Annotated in this window: 2 protein-coding genes; one reads left to right on the top strand and one right to left on the bottom strand. The window is 47.1% G+C overall.

The features are described from left to right. Positions 1-99: 99 nt before the first annotated feature. A complete protein-coding gene (locus Q0954_RS16845) occupies positions 100-528 on the bottom strand; it encodes a SiaC family regulatory phosphoprotein (RefSeq protein ID WP_299458664.1) in 429 nt (142 codons plus the stop codon). A 1,062-nt stretch (positions 529-1,590) separates the two neighbouring features. Here Q0954_RS16845 and Q0954_RS16840 point away from each other — a divergent pair. Then, the gene (locus tag Q0954_RS16840; protein WP_299458663.1) at positions 1,591-9,846 is read left to right on the top strand and encodes a hypothetical protein; all 8,256 of its coding nucleotides are present in this window, start codon (positions 1,591-1,593) and stop codon (positions 9,844-9,846) included. Positions 9,847-9,878 lie beyond the last annotated feature (32 nt).

The raw sequence follows: 9,878 nt of genomic DNA, 5'->3' as shown, positions 1-9,878 counted from the left end.
CAACCTTGTTTTTGTCCGCTTTAACCTTGCAAAATACTTATTATCAATTGATTACAAGACTTCGTACACTCCTAATTCGTAATTCGTAATTCTCAAATTTCAAATGCCCTTCGGAACGCTTAAAATAGCGGGGATTTCACTGTGCCCTATAGTAGTTTGCCGTATTTGCAAATCGAGCATTGGAAAATCCTCCTTAAACTGTTTCCCAGTGATCACCCCATCCGGATAGTCAGCAACCACGTACCAGTGAACCACAGCGTAAGGTTGCTTGAGTTGTAACCACCTAAAAAGCTGGTAAAAAACCAGCAAAGACCCATCATTAAGGGAAGAAAGGTACAGGTTTGCGGTAAAGGAATCCTGGGTGTTGGTTTTAGACCAGTGCTTAAGCGACAGAAAAACCTGTCTGTAAAACAGACGAGGGTGTTTCATAACCGATGCTCCTTTGATTTCCAGAATACCCTCTTGAGGATCAAAAATAACTGAGGGATGACGATCGCCTGATTCGATGAATAAATCTGAAGTGTTCATAGTGAATGCTTTTAGTGTGAATAATGTTTACCTCTAGCGGTGTTTCTACCACTAGCTTTGAAAAAAATGTCGGATAATTGATGTATTGGTAGAAGGCTTACTTTCCTTTTGTTGCCCACCTCAGAGCAAACATTGAGAGGAGCAATGGCATAAGGTAAATAACATATATATAAAGGTAAGGAAGTAACAGCGAGATGGCAATTTAGAGGGATAGACAAATAATGTACTGGTCGATATTTGCAATATTATATATGTTTTATATTGTTTTGGTGTGTATATTATTTGGTTTTTATTTTGAATTATTGTGTATAATTCTCGAGCAGGATTTGTCTTCCAACAACTATTACGGACTCCAGGATTGCCCCCAAAAAAGCCCTGTGCTTTATTCAAGCTTATGTTACTTTCTGCTACTACAAAACTCCCTCCCTCATCGTGATTTATATTTCCCGGAACCAAGCAGTCAGGGCTTGAAATAACAACACCTGTTGACGCGCAACAGTATGTTTTGTCGCCTTGAAGCCTGGCTAATCATTACTTTTCGTTTCTAAGAACACTCCTTTTAAAATGTTGATTAACAGTGTTTTGACGCTTGTTGTCTAGCTTTTGTAAGCCTGGTGTCAGTCTTTGTGATCTGCCAAATGCGGGCTGTTTGCCCAAAAAACCAAATATTTGAACCAACGCTCAGTAGTGCAAATTCCTAAGAGTAGTTTTTAGATAGTTTAGGTGACGAGTAGTGTTTCTCTTAGCGTGGGTTTGAAGCCACCAGAGAAACACCGGGCTTTGCCCGGCTTTAGATCAGACTTTTTAGGTAGGCCTACCGGGGCTCACCAGCTTAATAGTTTTACTTAGTAAATAAAACCCATACTCAGAAAGGAGGTGTTCCCCCAGAAAAAGAAGGCGGAAAAAAAGAAAGGAAACAAAAAAGAAAGCCAACACGCTACACCCATCTGGCTACCAGGTAGCCGGTTTGGGAAACAAACAATCAAAATAAAAAAAAAGGAGAAAAGACCCGCTTGGAACCCGGCCTGATCTCCCTTATTTAATTTTAAATTAAAATCAAATATGAACTCAAAAATAACATTCAAATCGCACAAACGCAAGCCCCGGCACCGCTACTGGTGGCTGTGGCTGGTGGTGTTGTGCATAGGCAGCATAGCTCAAGCCCAGGCGCAAGCCCCCGAACTAGGCATGCTCAAAATGACGAATAGCAAGTACGGGCATTATTACAACACGGGCATTGACCTCAATGCCTTGCTTAAGAATGGTCAGGTCAACAAAGCCCGGATAGAGTTTTGGGCAACGGGGGGCTCTAACTGGAGCTTGACCGACATGCGCCCCGATGACGAAAATTTTCGCCTGCATATGAAGCACAATAATAAGAAAAACGCTCTCATATTCAACTATGGCGCAGGTAATGAGTTGACAGCGGAAGACTTTACAGATATGGGAATTTCCAACCCCAAACTCACGGGTAGTGGAGAAAAATGGTACCATATTGCACTGGACATAGAAAAATTCACAATACTTTCAGCAGACAGATATTTCCTTCATATTTACATCAACGGCGAACCACAGGCAATCACTGAGTTGCCCTCAGGCATATCAACTACTGGAGAACGCTACCTGTATTTTTACCGGGATGGAGGAGAAAGTAGCTCCGTTACCCGCATTACCGAATTACGGGCCTGGGATAGAATTAGCGGTGCTCCTGATAACTACTGGATGCAAACCTTTGCCAATTTGAGTAACCTTGAGACCTACACCAGCAATGGGCTGGAGCACGTATTTGGGGTATACGATGATGGCACAACCTATGTATCAACAATGCAAGCAATAGCAGGCTTGGATGAATTGACAAAAATGGAATGGAAAGACCGGGTAACTGATACCAAGGGAACTGGAGTGGATCATTACGATAATTCTACGGTGCTATTGTTGGTTGTAGACGCTGAGGCCAATGGAGCCGACAAACACCCTGTTCTATTGCTGGACGACCCTCATTTTCATGCTTCTAAGGGTAGCTATGATGACCGCATCAAGCTTAGCTGGCACCATATAGATGGAATAACTAGCTATACCCTTGCCCAGGATGGGGAAAATATTGGCGATGCCCAAATAGATGGGTCTAACCTGGTTGTAGGACAATTGGTGACGTACTGGATTGAAGATATAGCCCCCGGCACTGCCCACGAATATACCCTGAAAACCCAGGGAAGTGGCTCTGAGTCCTATACATCGGCGGGTTTTGTGGCGTTTAATGGCTCTATAGAAGGTAAAGTAACTTCGAGCCTGGGCATAGGCACTCAGGGGGTGCTGATAAAAGCAGCCTCTGCCACCCCCCACAACAAAGTGCTGCGACTAGATGCAGACAGTGACCCTTTGGAGGTAAACCATGCCGATATATTTCGTACCGAGGAGCACACCGCCCGGGACTTTATGGTGGAGTTTTGGCTCAAGAGCAGTGCCACAACCAATACGGTGGAGGTGTTGCAAGTAGGTAATTATACCATTCAGCTCACGGAGGATAAGCTGTCTGTTATAAAAGAAGGTGGAGATTATGTTCATTTTAGCTTGGCTGATAATCATAATATTAACGAATGGCATCATTATGCCATTATATTAGATAGCCATGCGGGACATACCAACTGGCACAAGTATGGATCAGGGACAACAGGGAAGCCTGGTGGATTGTTGGCCTATGTAGATGGAGAAAGCATCCACTATGAATCGGGAGCGACCCTTTTAAAGTATGAACCTGATCAAACAGCCGTCAACCAACTGCAAAACTTTCAACTCAATGTATCGGCCACGGAGGCTTATTACCTCGACGAATTCAGGATTTGGGACGCTTCCCAACAAACCGTGGGTGGAACAGAAGAGACTCATCAGCAACGCATTAAACGTTTGCACCACCAGATACAAGCGATGTACCCCTGTGTGGTAAGCAATTCCCAAGAACACTTGTTGCTACGCTATAGTTTTGATATCAATACCAGTCATGAAACCTTTAACTGGGCCAAGGCTACTCAGGGTACTTGGTATACGGCTCACTCAGCGTCTACTGTATTAAACACCGAAACCAGCGAAGCAAAGGACTTGTCCTATGCCGCCTACACCAGTAGCAGTGGCTTGTACGAAATAGCTGGCATCAATTACGGCAGCAGTGCCGAGTACACGGTTACCCCTTCTAAGTCAACCGATGCAGTAAGCACCTTTGAGTTTGCCCCCAGCAGCAAAACCATACGCCTACGGGCAAGCAGCAGCAGTAGTGCCTACCAACATACCGGGGTTGATTTTACCGACCGTTCGTCGTTACTCGTGAGTGGGAAAATGTACTATGAGGCAAAGGTTGATGGAGTGACTAAACAATACCCCATACCTGTAGGCAGAGGCTTGCGCTACGCCAACCTGGACGGTACTACTGCCGAAAAAAGCCAGTATACCACCCTGGCAACCGCTGATGGCACCGAACTGGCTACCCAGCACGACGGCACTTATGCCATCACCCTGCCCCCCGGCAACCAGCGCTTGCGCCCTACGGCCACCAGCGAAAAGCGTTCGTTTCCGGCGTTGAGCCTGTATTTTGATGGGGTAGACGATTATGCCAAGTCTGCCAATACCTGGGTGATGCCCGGAGCCGCTTCGACTACTGATGCTATCTATATGAACTCCCTTACCTGGTCGTTGTTTGTACGCCCAGTGAGCGATGCCGACGCGCCTGCCGGAGATCAAACCATTTTGCAAATAGGTGACATTCGCCTGAAGTTGATCAACAACAACGACTTGGTATTGTACAAGGGCACCACCGAAAGAGCCAAGGTACCAGGCTTTGTACAAGATGTGGCAGGCGACAACAACAGCGAATGGAAGTTTATTGCTTTTACCTTTGACAAAAGCTCTGGCAAAGTAACGCTCTACACCGAAGCTCATTATGAGGGCACTGCTGCCAATCATACTTTTGCGGCAGGTGATTTTAATGGACAGCAAGTGGTATTGGGTGCCAACTATGATGGTAGCAGCAGCTACAGCGAATATTACAAGGGTAACCTGCACCTGCTGGAGCTACGCGAGAGTGCTTATAGTGCCGAAAATGTAGAAAAACTAGGCGAATGTGCCTGTGTAGACAACGACGATGACAACCTCTACCTGTCGTTTCGTTTTGCCGAACACAAAAAGAGTCCTCGGGTGCTCAGTAGCACCTCCAACGCAGCTGCGTATATCATTGACCTGGTAGACCCGAATACGCCCAATGACTATGCGGTGATTCCTACTATAGACGACCGCTATGCCAACCCCTATACCCGTAGCTACCACGACGATATCGTAGCAGTGACTAGCTCAGATGATGGCACCATTACCCGAGCTGACCACGACGGAGATGGTACGCTTTCGGTGTATGACCTCAACGTAACTGCAGCGCTGGAGGAAGTAGACTTTCGGATAGACACCCGCTATGGGCTGGTGGGCAATTTGATCATTCCTTGTATGGAATCCTTGGAAGGGACATTTGAGGTAATCGTCACCCGCACTGACTACCAGGAGGACCATTGGACAAAAACCTATAGTTCTGATGACCAGCATGCCTACTACGTCGAAGGAGTGTTTAACAGTGACAAGACTGTTTTTGTGATTGATGACCTAATGCCAGGCATATACCAGGTAGTGGTAAAACATACCCCTACCGGCGGGAACCAGGAAACCTTGCTGACTCAGTATGGGGTAGACCTGCGCAAAGATTGGCAACAGGTAAATATTTTGCACGAACCCCCCATTGAAATGAGCCTGAAAGTGACCGAAATGTTTGTAGACAGCGACAACGACGGAGTAGCTGATAACTGGGTACCGTTTGACCAGGCAACGTACAATTACTCTGGCAAGGGAAGAAAAGCAAAGGGAGCAGATGACACAATAGACACAGAAGATGACATATACAACCTGCCCCTGATGACCGCCATTAAAGTAAAAGCTACCTTTACCTACAAAAATAGTAATAGCGGGTGCCAGGTACGCAACCAGGAATATACCCTGGGAGGAGATTTGGCCCTGGCAATAGCCAAAAACGATACTACGGTTACTGGCACCCTTACCAGCACCACAGGTAGTGATGAGTTGGTGATACTGACCAGTACTCCCAATTTTAACGAGGGATCCTATGGTAAGTATGAAGACTATAAGGCTGCTACTTCTGGTTATTCCCTCCCAACAGGCATCTCTTCTGACGACCCTTTTCCTTTTGATGATTATTTGCGAAAGCTGATTGTTGAAATACCAGAAAATACCGATGGTGAGCCTACCAGCGACACCCTCAATGCCTGGGTAACGGGCAAGGTACAAAACCCCAATGTGGACTTTGCCCTCACTACCCCCAATGTATTGAAGGTATTGTATGACCCTCCCGGCGATGGTAGCAGCATTAATTTGAGCGAAGGAACATCTTTGAGTTATTCATACAGTAGGTCAAGTAACCATACCGTAAGTGCCTCATTAGGTGGAGGAAGTTACATTAATCACGAGGCTGCTGCCAATGCTCCGCTTATCTGGAAAAAACTTACCAAAGTGAATATCAAACAGGGGGTATCCAATGAAACCTCAGCTGTATTGGCTTTTAATGGAAAAAACCAGAGTAGGAGCCTGAGTTTTAACCGCAGCATTTCTACCGCCAGTGGTTCGGTACCTTTGCCTGGTATTCAGCAAGATGTGTTTATAGGTACCTACACCAGCCTGCAAATAGGCAGCGGCAAGGAGTTGAAGATAGAGTACCTGAATAACCCGGGAGTAGAGAAGGAAATCAAAGCAGTAGTAGCAGATTTGGATAACACCTATACCCTCAACGATGACGGAGTATTTGTGTTTACCCGCAACGAAATAGAGCAAATACAGTTACCTTTGTTGCAAACTGCTTTTGAGGACAATTTTCCTGATGTGAAACCTGCCAGTCCTGATTATACTAATTATAATACTGCGGTGGGTACTTATAATACCCAGAGAGGTCTGGTGAAATCTGCAGGTGGAGATATATCCGAACTACCGCATTTAAAAACGCTGGGTACTGGCGAGGATATACCCAACCCAACGGATGAACAAATCGCCTATGCCATGTTTATAGGAGCCCCAACGTTTGACACAGAGGGTAAAAGAACGGGCGCTGTAGTTGTTAGCTCTGGAAATCCAAATGGTTTGTCAGATGATGATTTGGAGACAAAGAAAAGTCAGGCACAAGGAGCTTTTCTGGGGCTGTACTGTTTTAAACGCCACCTGGAGACCTCCATCATTACTCGTCATGACATTGCTGATCCGGACAATGACACTTACAAAGGGGTATACAAAAGCAACAGTGCGGGTGAGTTAGAGTTGAGTTTTCAGGCACCAGGCAGTACCAATGGAAACCTGGAAAAATTTGCTTTTTCCGGAGGGGTAGGAGCCATTACCCATGCCATCAACAAATCTGCTTCGGAAACCACACTGGATGAGTATAACAATGGTTCTACATCCACTGGTTACCAAGGATCAGGTGAGTTTTATTTTGTTGCAGCGGGTTTATATGTCAATACTAGTATAAAACACACCTATTCTACGAACTCAAGCACCAACACTGGCAATGGAAGTAGCGAAGGCTACAGCATTACCCTCAACGACAACGATGAAGGTGACCAGTTTGAGGTGATCGTTAAAGACGATGGCAAGGGTTCTCCGGTAACGGTAGCAGTAGCGGGCAGGTCTATGTGTCCGGTAGAGCAAAATACCAATGCCCGCGAAGGGGTGGAGATAACCAATGTGACTACCCCCTCAGTAAATGCCGATGGTGACCTGGTATTTGAGGTAACGGTAAAAAATACTCAAGAAGCCGAAGAAGCCGCCAACAATGGCTACTACAAAGTATACAAGTTACGGGCATTTGTACCCAATGGGCTCAAAATGAAGGTAGAAAACTACGACGACAATCGTTTTACTAGTGAAGGTTATGGCTTTGGCTTGGATAAAGATGGCACCAAAACCTTTCGTATAGTGGCACAGCGGGCATCGGCCGATGCTGCTATGAGCTTTGCTGGGGTCAAAATAGTGGCTTATTCGGCTTGCGATGCGGGCAGTGGGGCTATGAATTATTACCTGGGGCAAGATGTAAACAGTGATGGTACCCGCACGATGGGGAATCGGCACTATCGCCCCATTTATAATGTGCTGGCAAATAGCCAGGGAGATCGTCATGTGTACATAGACGAAACTAAAGGGAGCCTTGTAAATGATGGGTTTGTGCCAGGAGCTACCAATGTGATTATGCTGCGCGATTATAAGCTGATGAACCTGGACTTTACAAAAGTAGATGCCCAGTGGAACAAAGCCAATCACACGGTTACCCAGGCTATGGGCACCAACGAGACCTTTACGGCTACCCTTACCAGTGCCTACCCCAGTGCCCGCTACTACAACCTGAGCCTGCCCTCGTGGTTAGCCGTAAACAATCCGGCACCTGGCAGTACCTATGGTAATTATGAGTTGCCTGCCAACCACGCCCATCCCATGAGCTTTACTACTTCATCGTCGTTGGCTACCGGGGTACACAATGGACAAGTGGTAGCTACCATTTACGAAGAAGATGGCAATGGAGGGTTGAGTTCGTTGGGCACCACCACCTTGGATGTAAGAGTAGTGGTAGAATGCCCCAACAACTACAGCATTGACCCAGCAGACTTTCCTTACCAAATGGTGACCAAGTTTACCTTTACAGGTACTCACGCCAGTGACCTGGCAGGCAAAACCTTGCTGGCACGGGAAGGCGGTACTTCTACTGGAACCTTGCTGGGCAAAAGCATTGTAGAAACCGGTGGTACGGATGTATACACCACCATGGTAGTATATGGTACCAGTGCCACGACTACCTATAGCCTGTATGTAGTCAATGAAGCTTCGTGTAATGAGTTGGAGCTGTACACCGGGCTTACTTTTGAAAATGGGGCTTACAAAACCGAAAGCATCGGCTACAGTGGGGCAAACGAAGGATACGCCCTTACCCTCAGCCCGGGTTACCACTGGCTATCGTGGCAATTGTCCGATGCCGCAGGCAATGCCACCATTACCAAAGCCAACCGTATTTTTGGGCTGGATGCTGCAGATGAGCTATATGTTCTGAATGCCTTGGGAACCGATGTTTCAGGTGCTGTAACTTTCAAACTTGATACAAGTTACCAGATATACGTTGCCGCTGAGCGTACCCTTACCATCAAAGGGACAAGGTCTACCCCTGACCAAATTACCCAAACCATTACTGGCAGTGGTACACCAAATACTCGGGGAGACTTTCAGCCTTTGGCGTACTTCCTGGCAGGCAGTCAGTCTTTATCGGGTGCTTTTGCCACTTTTAGCTGCAAAGGTACAGACTTAGGAGCTAACCCAGGTACCACATTAGAAGGTATTCCGGAAAGTACTATAGTTCTTTCTCAAACAGCCTACGCTATTTATAACAACGGTGCCTGGGTAGGTTCGCTTACCACGCTGGAACCCAACCAGGGCTATTTGATTGCACTGGGAAGCGGCATGGGTGATGGAGAAACCACGACCACCCTGGTAAGTATAGATCAGGCAAGCATTAAATTCAAGGCTGTCAGTAGCCAGCGCATTACTGGCACAGTAGAGGCGGCCGATCAGCAGGTGCGCCACGATGCTGCCAATCTGGGCTTGTTGCCCCAGGTACACCAGTATCCGCATACTGCTCAGGTAACAGGAATACTGGAAGGAGCCGAAACCCTGGGTGACGAGCACGCTTACATGGTGGTCGCATTTGCTACTCATCCGCTTACGGGCAACAAAGAGGTACGTGGCATTGCCATTCCTCAACGCCTAGATGGGCAGTGGCACTACTTTATGGTGGCTTATGCCCTTGAGGCAGGCGAACAATTGAGTTTTGAGCTGGTGAATCGCCAGGAGGGCAAGGAACGTTACGCCCTGGACAATGTGTTGAGTTTTGAGCCCCATAGCATCACGGGTAGCCTGGAGCAGCCTTATGCCTTCCGCCTGAGCGAAAGCGGGCAGGCCCAAACGGGCATAGACCTGCAACTGATGAGCGCCCCCAACCCGGTAAGCCAGGGAGCCACCGCCACTCTAAGCTATCGTTTGCCCGAAGCAGGCCAGGTAACGCTCACCATCAGCAATGTGCAGGGGACAACTGTGGCCACCCTCAAAAATAATGAGGAGCAAGACGCAGGTAATCACACCACTGCCTGGCACACCCAGGGGCAGGCTACAGGCACCTATATAGCCACCTTACGTTTTGTCAATCCGGCTACCCAACAGGTAGTAGTCAAACGATTGGTGATACAATAAGGGGATAAATACCTGCCAGGTATGTTTTCCAT

This window comes from uncultured Microscilla sp. (genome assembly GCF_947493425.1).
Classification (GTDB): domain Bacteria; phylum Bacteroidota; class Bacteroidia; order Cytophagales; family Microscillaceae; genus Microscilla.
Note: the sequence above shows the minus strand (reverse complement) of the source record. Positions and strands in the feature narration are given on the sequence as shown.

Coding starts and splice junctions, on each gene's coding strand:
- Q0954_RS16845 (WP_299458664.1), bottom strand. CDS start 528: ATGAACACTTCAGATTTATTCATCGAATCAGGCGATCGTCATCCCTCA.
- Q0954_RS16840 (WP_299458663.1), top strand. CDS start 1,591: ATGAACTCAAAAATAACATTCAAATCGCACAAACGCAAGCCCCGGCAC.